The 14,633-nt window shown below is 65.9% G+C and carries 15 protein-coding genes and 1 pseudogene; 9 read left to right on the top strand and 7 right to left on the bottom strand.

Translation table 11 applies throughout. The features are described 5' to 3' along the window. Positions 1 to 471, top strand: a pseudogene (locus FOY53_RS13320) (transposase); the annotation flags it as partial. Between the two features lie 182 nt (positions 472 to 653). Beyond that, positions 654 to 1,664, top strand: coding sequence for a calcium-binding protein (locus tag FOY53_RS13315; RefSeq protein WP_146589615.1), 1,011 nt, complete (start codon positions 654 to 656; stop codon positions 1,662 to 1,664). Here FOY53_RS13315 and FOY53_RS23440 read toward each other — a convergent pair. From FOY53_RS23440 to rbfA, 6 genes are all read right to left on the bottom strand, one after another. Further along, complete coding sequence (locus tag FOY53_RS23440) at positions 1,648 to 1,812, bottom strand: hypothetical protein (protein WP_222435254.1); 165 nt, start codon at positions 1,810 to 1,812, stop codon at positions 1,648 to 1,650. The two genes, FOY53_RS13315 and FOY53_RS23440, sit on opposite strands and share 17 nt — an antisense overlap. 353 nt (positions 1,813 to 2,165) lie before the next feature. Beyond that, complete coding sequence (locus FOY53_RS13310; protein ID WP_146589612.1) at positions 2,166 to 2,939, bottom strand: inositol monophosphatase family protein; 774 nt, start codon at positions 2,937 to 2,939, stop codon at positions 2,166 to 2,168. Further along, complete coding sequence (locus FOY53_RS13305) at positions 2,926 to 4,272, bottom strand: TldD/PmbA family protein (RefSeq protein WP_146589610.1); 1,347 nt, start codon at positions 4,270 to 4,272, stop codon at positions 2,926 to 2,928. The genes FOY53_RS13310 and FOY53_RS13305 overlap by 14 nt, the downstream gene beginning before the upstream one ends. 277 nt (positions 4,273 to 4,549) lie before the next feature. Beyond that, the gene (locus FOY53_RS13300) at positions 4,550 to 5,500 is read right to left on the bottom strand and encodes a hypothetical protein (RefSeq protein WP_146589608.1); all 951 of its coding nucleotides are present in this window, start codon (positions 5,498 to 5,500) and stop codon (positions 4,550 to 4,552) included. Between the two features lie 108 nt (positions 5,501 to 5,608). Beyond that, complete coding sequence (locus FOY53_RS13295; protein WP_146589606.1) at positions 5,609 to 6,361, bottom strand: phosphodiester glycosidase family protein; 753 nt, start codon at positions 6,359 to 6,361, stop codon at positions 5,609 to 5,611. Between the two features lie 6 nt (positions 6,362 to 6,367). Next, positions 6,368 to 6,763 (bottom strand): 30S ribosome-binding factor RbfA, encoded by a 396-nt coding sequence (rbfA, locus tag FOY53_RS13290; protein WP_146589604.1) that lies wholly within the window; start codon positions 6,761 to 6,763, stop codon positions 6,368 to 6,370. A 91-nt stretch (positions 6,764 to 6,854) separates the two neighbouring features. On the opposite strand from rbfA, the gene dapB reads away from it, so the two are divergent. Together dapB and FOY53_RS13280 are read left to right on the top strand one after the other, a co-directional pair. Next, a complete protein-coding gene (gene dapB, locus FOY53_RS13285; RefSeq protein ID WP_146589602.1) occupies positions 6,855 to 7,685 on the top strand; it encodes a 4-hydroxy-tetrahydrodipicolinate reductase in 831 nt (276 codons plus the stop codon). Positions 7,686 to 7,776: 91 nt separating this feature from the next. Continuing rightward, a complete protein-coding gene (locus tag FOY53_RS13280) occupies positions 7,777 to 8,139 on the top strand; it encodes a dihydrodipicolinate reductase (RefSeq protein WP_146589599.1) in 363 nt (120 codons plus the stop codon). 169 nt (positions 8,140 to 8,308) lie between these two features. Here the strand turns inward: FOY53_RS13280 and FOY53_RS13275 are convergent, their stop codons facing one another. After that, positions 8,309 to 8,518, bottom strand: a complete 210-nt coding sequence (locus FOY53_RS13275; RefSeq protein WP_146589597.1) for a DUF1674 domain-containing protein — start codon at positions 8,516 to 8,518, stop codon at positions 8,309 to 8,311. Between the two features lie 90 nt (positions 8,519 to 8,608). On the opposite strand from FOY53_RS13275, the gene FOY53_RS13270 reads away from it, so the two are divergent. From FOY53_RS13270 to FOY53_RS13250, 5 genes are all read left to right on the top strand, one after another. Beyond that, positions 8,609 to 9,871 (top strand): RsmB/NOP family class I SAM-dependent RNA methyltransferase, encoded by a 1,263-nt coding sequence (locus FOY53_RS13270; RefSeq protein WP_146589594.1) that lies wholly within the window; start codon positions 8,609 to 8,611, stop codon positions 9,869 to 9,871. A gap of 206 nt (positions 9,872 to 10,077) precedes the next feature. Continuing rightward, positions 10,078 to 11,826, top strand: a complete 1,749-nt coding sequence (locus FOY53_RS13265) for a heparinase II/III family protein (protein ID WP_146589635.1) — start codon at positions 10,078 to 10,080, stop codon at positions 11,824 to 11,826. A gap of 19 nt (positions 11,827 to 11,845) precedes the next feature. Then, a complete protein-coding gene (gene purH / locus FOY53_RS13260) occupies positions 11,846 to 13,435 on the top strand; it encodes a bifunctional phosphoribosylaminoimidazolecarboxamide formyltransferase/IMP cyclohydrolase (protein WP_146589591.1) in 1,590 nt (529 codons plus the stop codon). 100 nt (positions 13,436 to 13,535) lie between these two features. After that, positions 13,536 to 14,021 (top strand): signal peptidase II, encoded by a 486-nt coding sequence (gene lspA / locus FOY53_RS13255; RefSeq protein ID WP_146589589.1) that lies wholly within the window; start codon positions 13,536 to 13,538, stop codon positions 14,019 to 14,021. Between the two features lie 92 nt (positions 14,022 to 14,113). Next, the gene (locus FOY53_RS13250; RefSeq protein ID WP_246107389.1) at positions 14,114 to 14,608 is read left to right on the top strand and encodes a DUF3035 domain-containing protein; all 495 of its coding nucleotides are present in this window, start codon (positions 14,114 to 14,116) and stop codon (positions 14,606 to 14,608) included. The last annotated feature ends 25 nt before the right edge of the window (positions 14,609 to 14,633 follow it).

The raw sequence follows: 14,633 nt of genomic DNA, 5'->3' as shown, positions 1-14,633 counted from the left end.
CCCGGCCACATCCGGCATCCGTGCCGTGGAGTTCACCCCCAGCCGCGACGGCGACAGTCCCGTGCTGCCCGATCTGCCCGGCCAGATCCCAGAGGCAGGGCAGATCGCCAGCGTCACCGCCGACGGCGCCTGTGACACGCGCCGCTGCCACAAGGCCATCATCGAACGGCAGGCCATTCCGATCATTCCGATCCGCAGGAACGGGCGGCAATGGAAGGATGACTGCCCGGCGGCACGCGCCCGGAACGAAACCCTGCGCGCGACGCGATATTACCGCAGGGCCTTCTGGAACCGCTGGACGGGATACCACGCCCGCAGCCGCATCGAGGCGAGGATGCGCTGCCTGAAAGCCTTCGGCGAGCGCATCATGGCAAGAGACCCCGACCGCCAGACCGCCGAAATCCACATCCGCATCGCCCTTATAACCACTTCAACGCCCTCGGCACCGCCGAGATCGTCCGTGTGGCATGACGCCAGTGGGCTAAGGGGCAGTCACCCCTCAAGCGCGAGTTGCGCAACAACGCCATGCCAGCCGGATCGCGGCGTGGCTTGGTCGCAGAGCTCAAGGGTGTTAACCATTGGAAGTGTTTGTCGTTGATCCACGCGCACCGTTGCCCGACAGTTGTGGGCAGGGAAATGCGGGATTGTCGGACATGCTTTGGTTGTCAGGCCTTTTGGGAATGATGGTGTTGGGATCGGTTGCGGTCCTGACCTCTCCCGAACAGCCGGACCAGAACGATGCTGAGGATTCCCCGGAACCCGATCAGCCTTCCGTCACTGCGCTCAGTGCCTCGGCGGCATCAAATCCGGATATGCAACACGCGGCGGAAGTCGGGATCGCCGAGGCTCCCGGAAATATTGCACCGGGCACTGCCAATGCCGACATTCTTTCTGGCGGCGGGCAGACCGATTTGCTGAACGGTGCGGCCGGAGACGATTTTCTGTCCGGCGAAGATGGCGATGACGAGTTGATGGGCGGCGACGGGGCCGACACCCTGTCCGGCGGTGGCGGAAATGATACGCTGCATGGAGAGGCCGGTGCGGACAGTTTGGCGGGTGACGAGGGCGCTGACGCACTTTTTGGACATGACGGTGCGGACACGATGCACGGAGGCGCGGGGGCGGATGCGCTGCATGGCGGGCTGGACGCAGATGCGCTGTTCGGCGATGCCGGTGACGACGCTCTGCACGGTCGCGAGGGGTCCGATACTCTGGTGGGCGGCGCCGGTCAGGACACGCTTTTCGGCGGCTGGGACGATGATGTGCTTGTTGGACTCCTGCGTGATATCACGGGACAGGATTCCGATGGCCTGGATTTTCTGAACGGCGGCGACGGAGCTGACACGTTGATGATCGGCGCGTCCGATATCGCGACGGGCGGCGACGGGCATGACAGTTTTTTCCTGGGCGACTGGATCGCAGACGAGGCCGCAACCCTGCTGGATTTTGATGCTGCGGAGGACACTCTGGTGGTGGTGTATGACGACGGTGTTGCGTCCGAAGCACCGGATGTCGCGATGCAGATCAGCGTGGATAATCCTGCCTGGACCGAGATTGTCGTAAACGGTGATGTGCTCGCGGTCATTCCCACTGCAGGTGCGCCGAGTGCCGACATGTTGGTGGTCATTGGTGAAAGTGCCAGCAATTTCATGGTGGGACTTTGAAGAGATCTGGGTATCGTCGTGCGGCACCGAACGCATCTTTGTCGAACGACCTCGCCCGCGTCAGGTCTTTGCCAGGCACACGCTTGCCGAAGAATTCAGAGTGGCCGCGTACCCCGAGGAGATTCCGCCGGTCGAGATAGTCGATCATAGAAGTGAACCGAGTTCGCCCGGTCCATTCATCGTCGTGACCAACCCTACGCCCCCGCACTGCCACCGGACCGATCCCGTTCGCTATTCAGGAGGCTGGCACACGGCCATGCCGCCGCAATGCGCGCATAGGTTCTGAATGGTCTGCTGCACGGCGTCCGTGCAGTTAGGGCATGAGTTGGAAGTCACGATCTCTAGGTTGGGTGAGATTATCCATGAATTCGAGCGCCTGAATATCAAGACCATGCCCAAGGGCATAAGGTGTCCCTCCTGCGAAAAGCGAGTAGGAGGCGACACCCCTGTAATGAATGTCGCCGAGGATCCCCAACCTTCCAAGTCGGTGTCCGCCAGCGCCTATCTGCGCAGGGCTTGCAGAACCTCGGACCACACAGCCTCGGCGCCGGCGACAACGCCGTTGACCTGCGGATGCGGGTTGTTGAAGCGCAGCGCCGTGCCGGTACGGTCGCTGATACGGGCGCCCGCTTCGCTCAGGATCAACGCGCCGGCGGCGATGTCCCATTCCCAGCTCGGGCGGAAGGTGAACATAGCGTCATAGCGGCCTTCGGCCACCAGGCCGAGGCGGTAGGCGAGCGAGGGGCGGTGGCTGCGGCGGAAGTCGGGCACCGCGCCGCGCCAATGATGCGGCGCCAGGTTCGGCTGTGTTGTCAGGACGCGGGCCGAGGACAGGGCGGTTGCGGCAGAAACGGCAATCGGGGCGTCGTTCAGGTGGGCGCCCCGGCCGAACGCCGCGGAATAAAGTTTGTTCTTGAGCGGCAGATAGATAACAGCGGCGGTGACCTTGCCATTTCGCGCAATCGCCAGAGAATGCGCCCAGGTGTCCTGCCCGTCGATGAACGAACGGGTTCCGTCGATCGGGTCAATGATGAAGGTGTGCTCGGCGTCGAGCCTGGCGGCGGAGTCCGGCGACTCTTCGGACAGCCAGCCATAGTGCGGGCGGGCGGACCGCAAGATCTCCGACAACACGTCATTCACCGCGAGGTCGGCCGCGGTCACCGGGCTGTCGTCGCCCTTTCGGGTGACGCCGAGCGGGCCACCGACAAAGCGGGTGGCGGTTTCCGCCGCGGCGTGGGCGGCGTCGGTTAGCAGAGCCAGATCATTCTCCGGCAAGGGTAAGTCCCTGAACCAGCAGCGACGGCACGACGCGCGACAGCCAGGGGCGGGCGTCGTTGGCCGGATGCAGGGATTTCAGCATGTCGCGCAGATTGCCGGCGATGGTGACACCCGAGACGGGATAGGCGACTTCGCCGTTCTCGACCCAAAACCCGGCCGCGCCGCGGGAATAGTCGCCGGTGTTGGGGTTGATGGTCGATCCGATCATCGAGGTGACAATCAGGCCGGTGCCCATGTCCGAGACGAGATCCTGGCGCGACCTGCTGCCCTGGGTGAGGGCAATGTTCCAGTTCGACGGCGTGATGCCACCCGACGCGGCGCGGGCGCCGTTGCCTGTCGGTTGCAGGCCGAGTTTGCGGGCGGCGGCAAGGTCGAGAGTCCAGTTCTGCAGGACCCCGTTTTCGACGATATTGCGCTGGCGCGTCGGCAGGCCTTCGCCGTCGAAAGGGCGCGATGCCATCGCCCGCGGGCGAAGCGGGTCTTCGCTCAGGGACAACCCGGCAGGCAGCACCTGTTCGCCCATTGCGCCGCGCAGCCACGAGGCGCCGCGCGCGACTGCGGCACCGTTGATCGCCGACAGCAGGTGCCCGATCAGCGAGGCAGAGACACGTTCGTCAAACAGCACCGGATAGGCGCCGGTTTTTGGTTTGCGCGGGTTCATCCGGTCGAGGGTACGGCGTGCGGCGGTGATGCCGATCTCTTCGGGCGACCGCAGGTCAGCCTGAAAAATGCGCGAATCGCCATCATAGTCACGCTCCATTCCGGTGCCGGCACCGGCAATCGCCACAAGCGAGGTCGAGCGTGACGTGATGCTGTAACCGCCCGAAAAGCCGTTGGTGGCGGCCAGATGGATACGCCGTGCGCCGTAGCCCGCCGACGCCGAATCGATCTGGGTGATGCCCTGCACGCTGCGGGCGGCGGTTTCAGCACGTCGGGCGTCCTCTTCGAGCGCGGAGGGGCTGGGTTCGGGGCTGTCATCGTGCAGTTGCAGCGCCGCAAGATCCCAGTCGCGGGCCAGTTGCGACGGGTCGGCAAGACCGATGTGCGGGTCTTCCGGCGCTTCGCGGGCCATGGCGACGCAGCGGGCGGCCATTGTTTCGATTGCCTGACTGCGCAGGTCGGACGACGACACCGACGCGGAACGCTGGCCGATCAGGACACGCAGTCCGATGTCGGTGCCCTCGGAACGTTCGGCGTGTTCCAGCACGCCACCGCGCACGTCGATCGACAGGGCGGTGCCGTCGATCGCCACTGCATCCGCCGCATCCGCTCCGGCCTTGCGGGCGGAGGCGAGCAGGGCCTGGGTCAGAGCGGGCAGGTCGTGGGACATCGGGGCCTCGGGCGGTTGGGGGCGGATCCGCAATGACCTAGGCCGCCTGAGTGCGGGGTGCAAGAGCGGGAGGACAGCGCCGATCACGCGGGGTGGTGATCCTGTCCGTGGCCAGCGAACGGATTAGCCGCCGTGAGCCGCCAAACCGGGCTGCGACTGACGGAAAGATATCGCTCGCCAATCCTGCGGCATGGCACGCGATGGTCCGGACAGAGACGGATCGGGATGGAGAGCGCCGCGCGCCGCGGCGGTGCCGGACGCGCGGGACGCGGATGCGTCAGCCGCCGCAGGCATAGCCCAGCTGGACATGGCCCCGGTCGATCCCTTCAACAACAACCGAACAGGGGCTGTCCTCGCCAACCGGCACGCTGTCACCCTTGGCGACCGAAGTCAGCGCAAGTCCGTTCACCGCCAGCCGCGCGGCCGAGCCGTCGTCGGATACGCCCGAGACGAACACCCGCGTCGCGCCATCGTCGAACAGGGCCACATCGCCGGGTCCAAACCCGGCGGCGGCAGGCACAGCCGCACCACAGGCACCTGAAATCTCGGCATGGCCACGGTCAACGGTTTCCAGGGTCAGCAGGCAGTCGCCTGAAGTGATGCTGTCGCCCACCGAAAGGTTTGACATCGCGCCGTTGACCGACACCCGCGCGCCTTCTTCCCCAACCATCGAGACAAAGGCACGGACAGCCCCGTCACCGAAAACCGCGGCCTGGCCGGCGGTCAGTCCTTGCGGGACGGTCGCATTGTCTGCGGCCAACGGCTCCGGTGTTTCGGTGGCTTGCGCGTCGGTCATTTCTGCGGCGGCAACCGCCGCCGGAGCGCTGGCGGCGCTGGAAATCTGATCCCCAAGTCCGGAAAGGCGCGTGGCGATGTCGCCCTGGGTCCGCGACAGGCTGTCACCGATTTCGACAGAAAGCGCCTCGATGCGGGCCTCCAGTGCGTCGAGCCCGGTGGTATCGGCCGCGGCGGTGGCGGCAGAGTCGATCTTTGCCTCCATCGCGCTCAGCCGCTCGTTCAGGGCACTGACCTGATCGCCCAGACCGCCGACGCCACTGGTGATCTGATCGCCGAGGCCGCTGACACCACTGCGCAGCGTGTCGCTGGTGGGGGCGAAGCTCGCTTCGACCGTTTCGCCGATGTCGTCCAGTCCGGGCGCTGTAAAGGTGCCCAGCACAAAGCCGACAACAAGCGCGCCAAGCCCGGTCACGATGAGTTTCTGTTCCAAAGCCATTTCTCCCTGAATGATTTTTATCCCGCGACCGTCTTGCGGCCTTGCCGATAAGGAAAGCACATCAGGCGCGCGGCGGAAACGGATTCTGCCAAAAAAAGCGGATTATTCGCCGCTTTCCACCACGCCGACAATCGGCCCCATCCAGCGCCCGATGTCCGAACGCCCGAGTTGGGGAGCATAGAGGCGCGAGATGTTTCCATCCAGAAATAGCGCCTGCGGCACTTTCAGGACATCCCGGAAAAAGCGCCCGAACTGGTGGAAGGTCACGCCGTTTTCCGAGATCACGAAATAGGCCGTCTTGCCGTCATCCGAGGTGCCGACGCCGTTGCGGATATACCGCGATGTGCTGTCGACCAGAAACCGCGGGTGCAATGCGCCGTCGATCACCAGCATCGGACCGGACTGGGTGGCATAGGTGCAGTCGGGCTTTTGTTCGACGTAGCGCAGGGTTTCGATGACGTCGGTGCGCTCGGGGCGGATGCACAGCACTCCGTTGGGCAGCAGGCCGAAATTTCCGGGGCCGGGGTTGGTGATCACCCGCATCTGCTCGGTGCCGTTTTCGACGTAGTGACCGACCGGGGCACGGTCATCGTGGTACATCCCGGCGTTCATCGCAAAGGCCAGCTTTTCTCCGCGGGCGCGCAGCATGGCATCAACCTGGCGGAACTGGCCAAAGGGTATGTCGGCGGAATCCCTGAGAAACAGCCGCAGGTCGTCCTCGGTCATGTCGACGGCGCAGACGGTGTAACCATTGCCGTCGTGCGCCTGGGCCGTGCAGGTCACCGCCAGGGCGGTACCTGCACCGGTCAGGGACAGCGTGCAGCCAACAAACAGAGCAGAAACCCACCGCCACATGGCGCGTCAGTCATCCAGGTCGCGACGCACGTCTTCCTGCGCAAACAGGCGGCGGGTGTCGTCGAGCCGGTCAAAGGTTTCGTCCAGGCGGAAACGCAGGTCGGGTGCAAACTTCAACGTCAGGTTCTTCGAGACGATGCGCCGCAGTTCCCCCTTGTTGCGGGCCAGCAGGCCGACAACCTCGTCCTGCCCCTGACCGAACAGCGGCAGCACATAGGCCGTCGCGACCTTGAGATCGTTGGACATGCGGACTTCACCGACGGTGATCGACATGCGGTTGAGGTCGGGGTCGTGAATGTCGCCCCGGTTCAGCACATCCGACAGGGTGCGGCGAATCAGTTCGCCCACGCGCAGCTGGCGCTGGCTGGGTCCTGCGGAGTCTGGGTGTTTGTTCTTTGCCATGTCTTCCCATCTAAGGCGTCCGTCATGCTTTGCCAAGCGGTCCGCGCCGGGTTATGCAGGCGCAGATTTCAAGTAGGCGGAGACAGGCGCAATGAGCGGTCAGACAGAAGGTGATCGGCCCGGTGTGGTGGTGACAGGAGTGTCGGGCCGCATGGGCCAGATGCTGGTACGCGAGATACTGGCGAGCGGCCGGTTGCGGCTGGTGGCCGGGGTCGAACGCGCCGGACACCCCTGGATCGGGCGTGATCTGGGCGAGGCGATGGGCGGCGCGTCTCTGGGTGTCTCGGTGACAGAGGATGCGCTGGAGGCCTTTGCCAAGGCACAGGCCGTGATCGATTTCACCACGCCGGCGGCGACGGTGGCCTTTGCCGAACTGGCCGCGCAGGCGCGGGCAGTGCATGTGATCGGCACAACCGGGTTGTCCGAAGATGACCTGGCAAAGATCAAGGCGGCGGCACGGCACGCGGTGGTGGTCCGCGCGGGGAACATGAGCCTTGGCGTCAACCTGCTGACACAGCTTACAAAAAAGGTTGCGGCGGCACTGGATGCGGACTGGGACATCGAAATCGTCGAGGCGCATCACAATCAGAAGGTCGACGCACCGTCCGGCACGGCGCTGATGTTGGGCGAGGCGGCTGCCGAGGGTCGCGGCGTGTCGCTGGCCGAGGTGTCGGATCGCGGTCGCGACGGCATGACCGGCGCACGCAAGCGCGGCGACATCGGGTTTGTGGCGCTGCGCGGTGGTGACATCGTCGGCGAGCATGACGTGATCTTTGCGACCGCTGGCGAACGTATCACCCTGCGGCATGTGGCCAGTGACCGGTCGTTGTTCGCGCGGGGGGCACTGCGCGCCGCCCTTTGGGGGCAGGATCAGGCGCCCGGTGAATACGACATGCTGGATGTGCTCGGGCTGAACGACTAGGGCGCGTCACTGTCGGCTGTTTCTGCTCTGCATGTGAAACTAATCCCCGGTGTTCGCCGTTTCCTGTCTACGCTGGCAGAGAGGTGGGATCATGACGGGACGTGGAATCGCGGCGGTGGCGTTGCTGGTGACGGTCGGGTCGGTACAGGTGGCGGTGGCACAGGATACCCGGATCAGTGAGCGGGTGCAGTTTCTGCAATTGGTGCAGGGCAAGACGCTGACGCGGACGCTGGTGTCGCTGCGAGTGACTCCGGATGGTACAATATCCGGCAAGGGTGCCGCCTGGGACGTAACCGGACAGTGGAAATGGGAAGACGGCTATTTCTGCCGGGATCTGAACTGGGGCGGCGATGCCCTGGGCTACAACTGTCAGGAGGTCACGGCGCGCGGCAACGCGATCCGCTTTACCTCGGACCGGGGCACCGGAGATTCTGCGGAGTTCCGCCTGCGGTAGATCCCTGTCTTACCCGCAAGTGTGCTGAGTTGGTGTAGGACCAGCCCTGTCCTGGTAACGTTCCAGCAGGGAAACAGCGCGCGGCGTGGCGGTTGCGCCGTCGTCAGTGCGGCAGATCCGGATCGTGTGCATATTGTACGCGCGGGGCCGGGCGCGTTGCAGGCATGTGTCAGAAGTCGACCGCGAGGCCCTTTTTCTCCCAATCGCCGTAGCGCACGGGTTCAAGGCCGTCGCGACCGCCCAGTTCCGGCGGAGCGGGGTTTGCGCGGGCGGCGGCCTCGGCTTCTGCACGCCGCTCTGCGGCCTCGGCAAGCGCGCGGCGGGCGGCGGGGGGCAGGTCCTGCGGGGTCTCTTCGGGGGGGGAGTCGGCTGGGGTCATGCAACTGGTTTCCTTGCGTCTCTGCCCCTGATATACGCCACCGCTGATCGGGGGCAAGGTGCCTCGGGTCCGCGCCCCCGGAGACCGCCGATGTCCACACCCCCGTTGTCCGCCCGTCACGCCGCCGTCGATTTGCTGGACCAGATCCTGGGACAAGAGCGGCTGATGTCCGAATTGATGGGTGGCAATGCCTGGGCGGCGATGACCCCGGCAGAGCGGGCGGCGGCGCAGCGACTGGCCGCGGACGTTCTGCGCGGGATGGAACGGGCGGACCGGGTGCTGAAGCCTTTCCTGAAAAAGGCGCCACCTTTGCGGGTGTTGAACGTGCTGCGTCTCGCCACGGTCGAACTGTGTGCCGGTGGGGCGGCACATGGCGTGGTCAACGAAGCGGTGAACATCGTTGCACGCGGGCGGCGCACGGCGGGCATGAAGGGGCTGGTCAATGCGGTCTTGCGCAAGGTTGTCGCCCATGGGCCGACCGAATGGGACAAACTGCGGGTGCCACGGATGCCGGGCTGGCTGCGTGATCCGCTGGTCGAGGCGTGGGGCCGAGAGGCGGTGATGGCCATCGAAGCGGTGCAGTTTGCCGGTGCGCCACTGGATTTGACGCCGCGCGGCGATGCGGCGGTGCTGGCAGCGAAAGTGGGGGGGCTGGTGCTGCCGACCGGATCGGTGCGGGTCACCGGCGCCGGTCAGGTCAGTGCGATGCCGGGATACGATGCCGGAGAATGGTGGGTGCAGGATGCCGCTGCCGCCATGCCGGTGCGCCTGCTGGGCGATGTCACCGGGCTGTCGGTGCTGGACATGTGTGCTGCGCCCGGGGGCAAGACCCTGCAACTGGCCGCAGGAGGCGCGCGGGTGACAGCGCTGGACCTGTCCGAACCGCGGATGGCGCGGGTGGCAGAGAACCTTGCGCGCACCGGGCTGAGCGCCGACCTTCTGGTGGGCGACGGGCTGGAGATCGACGGGCAGTATGACGCGATTGTGCTGGATGCGCCCTGTTCCGCGACCGGAACGATCCGTCGGCACCCGGATCTTCCGCACGCCAAGTCCGGTGACGGCATCGACGGTCTGATCGCCCTGCAGGGGCAGATGCTGGAACATGCGCTGACCTTGCTCAAGCCCGGGGGGCGGCTGGTCTATTGCACCTGTTCGCTTATCCCGGACGAGGGCGAGTGCCAGGTAGAGGCCGCGCTGGAGCGTGGCGGCGTCGAGGTGCTGCCGGTGGATCTGCCGGGGATCGAGCCGATGTGGATCAGTCCGGAGGGCGGCCTGCGCCTGCGCCCCGATTACTGGGCCGAGACGGGCGGGATGGACGGATTCTACATGGCGGTGCTGCGCAAGGTCGGCTGACAGCGGCACGGCCGCATTCTTGAAGCTCAGGCTTTTTGCAGTGCCTGTTTTCATCTCACCCGGCACGCAGATCGCACGGCCCCCGGTCCGGGGGGCTGGCCCGCCCGCGCAAGCGGTATTCCAAGGTGACATTATCGTGACCGCGCAGTACATTTGACAAAAGACACGCCGAAGTGGCGGACAAGAGCGGGCTAGAGGCAAAACGGATGTCCGAAAGGGAAAGCTGGCAGGCTGCGCGTACGCGGCTGATGAACCGCCTTCATGCGCGGTTGTCGGCCCGTGCCCGCCCCGCGACCGGCTTTGTCTCGTCTCCCGAACCGCGCACCACCGGGGCCTATGCCCGGGGACGGCAGCTGATCGCCGGAAATCTGATGTTTGCCGGGCATCTGATCGAGGCCCCCGGCGCAATGATCTGGGATCTTGACCCGCCGGACGCGTCCTGGACCGACGAAGTGCACGGGTTCGGGTGGCTGGATGATCTGGCGGCCGTCGGCGACATCCAGGCGCGCAGAATGGTCCAGGAATGGCTCTGGGGGTGGATTTCGCGGCATGGCAAGGGCCAGGGGCCGGGCTGGACACCGGAACTGACCGGTCGGCGGCTCATCCGCTGGATTCACCATGCGATCTTTATCCTGCGGGTCCAGAATTCGGAAAACTCGGCGCTGTTCTTTCGCTCTCTGGCGCAGCAGGCGATCTTTCTGGGGCGGCGCTGGCAGGCTTCGCCGCCCGGGCTGCCGCGGTTCGAGGCGCTGACCGGACTGATCTATGCGGGCCTTTCGCTGGAGGGCATGGAAAGCCATGCGCGCCCGGCGCTGCGCGCACTGGGGGTGGAATGCCGCCGTCAGGTCGACGCGCAAGGGGGGCTGCCCACCCGCAACCCCGAGGAACTGCTTGAGGTATTCACCCTGCTGACCTGGGCGCAGGCCGCGCTGGAAGAGGCGGATATGGTGCCGGACCCCGAACATGTCGCCGCCATCGCGCGGATCGCGCCGACCCTGCGGGCATTGCGCCATGCCGACGGCGGCCTGGCCCGGTTCCACGGTGGCGGGCGCGGGCAGGACGGGCGGCTTGATCTGGCGCTGGCGGTGAGCGGTGTGAAGAAACGTCAGCCGGACGGATTGTCCATGGGGTATGCCCGGCTGTCGGCGGGGCGCACCTCGATCGTGGTGGATGCCGCACCGCCGCCGACCGGCAGGGCGTCCTACAACGCCCATGCCTCGACGCTGGCCTTCGAACTGACGTCCGGCAGGCGGCCGCTGATCGTCAACTGCGGCTCGGGGGCGGTGTTCGGCCGCGACTGGCGGCGGGCGGGACGCGCCACGCCGTCACATTCGGCGCTGTGTCTGGACGGCTATTCCAGCGCCCGTCTGGGCAAGCCGGGGCGCGTTGGCTCGGCGCTGCGCGAGATGCTGGAGGATGCGCCAAGGAACGTGCCGGTGCAGATCACCCATGCTGTCGACGGGCTGCGCTTTGAGGGCGGGCACGACGGCTATGTCGCCACGCACGGCCTGACCCATGCCCGGGTGCTGGAACTGACCTTTGACGGCCGCGGGCTGGTGGGCGAAGACCTGTTGATGGCGCTCGAGGACAGCGACAAGAAGATGTTCGACCGGCGCATGGATGCGCTGCGTCTGAATGGCCTGCCCTACCAAGTGCGGTTTCACCTGCATCCGGAGGTGGATTCGGCGGTAGATCTGGGCGGTGCCGCCGTGTCGATGGCCCTGCGATCGGGCGAAATCTGGGTGTTCCGGCACGAAGGCGGCGCGGAACTGACGCTGGAACCCTCGGTTTATCTGGAAAAGGGACGATTGCGGCCGCGATCCTGCAATCAGATCGTTTTAACCGGGCGCGCGATGGAGTATGCGACGCGCATCCGCTGGTCATTGGCCAAGGCTCAGGACACCGCGATCGCGATCCGGGATCTGGCAATGGACGAGGCGGAGACCGATAGCTGATCTCAGGAACCTGACCCATATGACCGATCTTTCCCCCGTCCGCCGCGCGCTGATTTCCGTTTCCGACAAGACCGGTCTGATTGACCTTGGCCAGGCGCTGGCCGCGCGCGGTGTCGAATTGCTGTCCACCGGCGGATCGGCCGCGGCGCTGCGCGATGCCGGGCTGGAGGTGCGGGATGTGGCGGATGTCACCGGCTTTCCGGAGATGATGGATGGCCGGGTCAAGACCCTGCACCCCGGGGTGCACGGCGGACTGCTGGCGCTGCGCGACAATCCCGAGCATGTGGCGGCGATGGAACAGCACGGCATCGGTGCGATCGACCTGCTGGTCGTGAACCTCTATCCGTTCGAAGCGACCGTGGCCAAGGGCGCGGATTACGAAACCTGCATCGAGAACATCGACATCGGCGGTCCGGCGATGATCCGTGCGGCTGCCAAGAACCACGGCTTTGTCAGCGTCTTGGTGGATGTGGCCGATTACGCGCCGTTGCTTGACGAGTTGAACGCCAACGACGGCCAGACAACCTATGCCTTCCGCCAGAAGCTGGCGCAGACCGCCTATGCGCGCACCGGGGCCTATGACGCCGCCGTGTCGGCCTGGATGGCCGGAGCGCTGGAACTCGCGGCGCCGCGGCGGCGCGTCTTTGCGGGCACGCTGGCGCAGACGCTGCGCTATGGCGAGAATCCGCACCAGACCGCAGCCTTTTATGTCGACGGCAGCGCGCGCCCCGGGGTGGCGACGGCGCAGCAGCTTCAGGGCAAGGAACTGAGCTACAACAACATCAACGACACCGACGCCGCGTTCGAACTGGTCTCGGAGTTTGCGCCCGAGGATGGTCCGGCCTGCGCGATCATCAAACACGCCAACCCCTGCGGTGTGGCACGCGGCGCGACCCTGAAAGAAGCGTACGGACGGGCCTTCGACTGTGACCGGACCAGTGCCTTTGGCGGCATCATCGCTCTGAACCAGGTGCTGGACGGGGCGACCGCCGAGGCGATTTCCGAGATTTTCACCGAGGTGGTGATCGCGCCGGGGGCGGATGACGCGGCCCGGGCGGTGTTCGCGCGGAAAAAGAACCTGCGGCTGCTGGTGACCGGCGGTCTGGCCGATACCGCCGCCGGTGGTCTGACTTACCGGCAGGTGTCGGGCGGGATGCTGGTGCAGGACCGTGACACCGGGCGGATCTCGATGGACGAGTTGCGGGTGGTGACCAAGGTCAAGCCGACCGAGGCGCAGATGCGCGACCTGCTGTTCGCCTGGACCGTGGCAAAACATGTGAAATCCAACGCCATCATCTATGTGAAGGACGGCGCCACGGTGGGTGTCGGTGCCGGGCAGATGAGCCGGGTCGATTCGACCCGCATCGCGGCGCGAAAGTCGCAGGACATGGCCGAGGTGATGGGGTTGTCCGCGCCGCTGACACAGGGCTCGGTCGTGGCGTCGGATGCGTTCTTTCCCTTTGCCGACGGATTGCTGACGGCGGCCGAGGCGGGCGCAAGGGCGGTGATCCAGCCCGGCGGGTCGATGCGCGACGACGACGTGATCCGGGCCGCCGACGAGGCGGGAATCGCCATGGTGCTGACAGGCATGCGGCATTTCCGGCACTGAGGGCCGGTTCCGGGACGTCGCGCGCGCTGGACGGGCGGATTTTCGAGTATTTGGAAAGAGAAGAAACGAAGGAGGGCGCGATGACCCGGACGGGGGTGCTGTGAAGCTGGTTTTCTGGGTCGGGTTCTGGACCTTCCTGCTGGATCAGGCGAGCAAATGGGCGGTGGTGCATCTGATGGATCTGGCCACACGCGGGCAGATCGACGTCTGGCCGCCGCTGCTGAATTTTCGCATGGCCTGGAACTATGGCATCAACTTCGGCCTGTTGTCCGGGCAGGCGGATGCCACCAAGTGGGTGCTGATCGCCGTCGCGCTGGGCATCGTGCTGTTTGTGCTGGTCTGGATGCGGCGCGATCCGCCCGGGCGTTGGGGGTTGGTGTCGGCGGGGCTGCTGATCGGCGGTGCACTGGGCAATGTGGTGGACCGGCTGCTCTACGGAGCGGTGGCGGATTTTCTCAACATGTCGTGTTGCGGGCTCAACAATCCCTATGCCTTCAACGTGGCCGATATCGCCATTTTCGCCGGTGCCATCGGGCTGGTGCTGTTTCCCTCGCGTCGGGTTCCGTCCGGCAGGAAGACGCGCTGAGCCGGGAATGCAAAAGGCCCCGTGACCTCTGCGCCGAGATCGGCTAAGGCTGAGCGGAACGGAACGGGAGGCAGGCGATGTTCGGGCGCTGCATGATCATAATGCTTGGGGTGACGTGGCTTGCGTCCTGCGGCGACGGACGTCTGCGCGACTTGAGCACCAACCGCTCGACCCCCGAGGAATTCGCCATCGTGCCCCCCAAGCCGCTGGAGACGCCGCCGAATTTCAGCGAGCTGCCGCCGCCCACACCGGGTGCGTCAAACCGCACAGACCAGGCGCCCCTGGCCGATGCCGTGGCGGCGCTGGGTGGCAACCCCGGTGCGCTGTACGGAACGACCGTGTCCGGCGCCGATGCGGCGCTGCTGGGCACGGCCCAGCGTTTTGGGGTGGACGCCACGATCCGGGCGCAGTTGGCGCAGGAGGACGTCGCCTACCGCAAACGCAAGGCGCTGTTCAGCTGGCGGCTGGTCAAGGAAGACGAGTACAACCGCGCCTACAGCAGCCAGAGACTGGATGCCGGTGCCGAACTGGCGCGGCTGCGCGGCCAGGGTATCCGCACCCCCTCGGCCCCGCCCGAGGCGCGCTGACCCGCCCGCCACGGGGCGCCCCCCG

It is taken from the genome of Puniceibacterium confluentis (assembly GCF_007923445.1).
In the GTDB taxonomy this organism is placed as follows: Bacteria; Pseudomonadota; Alphaproteobacteria; order Rhodobacterales; family Rhodobacteraceae; genus Puniceibacterium; species Puniceibacterium confluentis.
This window is presented reverse-complemented; position numbering and strand designations above follow the sequence as displayed.